The sequence below is a fragment of the Spirillospora sp. NPDC049652 genome (assembly GCF_040675125.1).
GTDB lineage: Bacteria > Actinomycetota > Actinomycetes > Streptosporangiales > Streptosporangiaceae > Spirillospora.
In genome coordinates, this window is the sequence record NZ_JBFAOF010001471.1 from 1 (window position 1) to 1,280 (window position 1,280).

Annotated in this window: 1 protein-coding gene; it reads right to left on the reverse strand. The window is 74.7% G+C overall.

Annotated features, from left to right (window positions below; all coding sequences use genetic code 11):
• Positions 1 to 512: 512 nt before the first annotated feature.
• The coding region (locus AB0J52_RS41190; protein WP_500188694.1) for a nuclease-related domain-containing protein at positions 513 to 1,280 on the reverse strand (768 nt) is incomplete at its 5' end.

Consider the following 1,280-nt stretch of genomic DNA (forward strand, 5'->3'; position numbering starts at 1 on the left):
CTCGGATCCGTTCCGTGGCGGACGGACGTCCGCGCGGCGGATGCGCGTCCCGGACGCGCCGGGCGGGATCGCCGCGCTGGCGCCGGGCCGCGGAACGGCCGGCCGGCCGGTGTCGTCCGATGGTACCAACGGCCCGCGTGTGCCCAGGAGAAAGGGGTGATCACGGCGAAAGGGCGATCACGGGGCAGGGGTGAGCGCGGGAACCGGCGTTCACGGGAGCCCGGCGGCCGGGGAGGGGGCGGGGCTCGCGGAGGCGGTCGGCGCTGGTGATCGGGGGGACGACTCGGGGACGAGTCGCGGATGAGCCGGAGGGACGACCCGGTGGTGGGCCGGGGCCGGCTCGGTGTGCGGATCGCGGGTGGTTCGCCGCGGGTGGTCCGGTGGGAAGCGGCACCCCGTGGGATGGGGTGCCCCTTCGTGGCGGCCGGACCGGGGGTCCGGCGGCCCGGGGCTCGTCGTCGAGCCCGGTGGGCGGCCCGGTCCGGCTGGACCGCCCGGCGGTGCGTAGTGGATCAGACGGTGTCGGGATACTTGGGCGGCAGCGACTCCTCGGCGGCCTGGAAGATCCGGTCGACGTCGGTGACGGTCAGCACGCGCGGCCTGCGGCGCAGGTAGCCCCGCGCCCGGTTCCCGGCGTAGACGTCCACGTCGCGGACCCGCATGACCTTCCACGGGATGGACGGCCCGTAGATCGCCACCGAGCCCTGGACCGGCACCTCGAAGCCGACCCGGTCGCTGATGATCTTGCTGGCCAGCTGCGCCTCCCAGTGCGTCTCGTCCAGCCGCTCCTTCTTGTTGAAGGGGCCGTGGAAGAGCTTGCGGTGGGAGAGCGTGCGGACCGGCAGCCGCTTGTCCCAGGCCTCGGAGTCGATCGCGTAGACGCCGCTCGGACCGATCACCAGGTGGTCGATCCGCCCGTCGCTGACACCTTCGTCGTCGCGGGGGACGGCCCGGGCGTGGAGCACCCGGTACCCGTTCTTCTCCAGGGCCTTCAGCTGCCGCTCGGTCTTGCGCTCGACGGCCGACGCCTTCTGCCACGCCTCCACGCTGGAGGCGGTGCGGTTGCGGCGGAAGACGTCCCCGACCACGACGACGGCCGCGGCGGCCACGCCGAGGAGGAGGTTGGCCGCGACCGCCACCACGACCAGGACCAGCAGCGCGACGACGCCGCGCTGGACCCAGCGCCTGATGGTGGGGTCGGCGAGCAGCTCGCCGAACGAGCGCGGGCCGGGTGGTCTCTCCGCGGGGCCCGGTCCGGGTTCGCCGGCGACCGGTTCGCC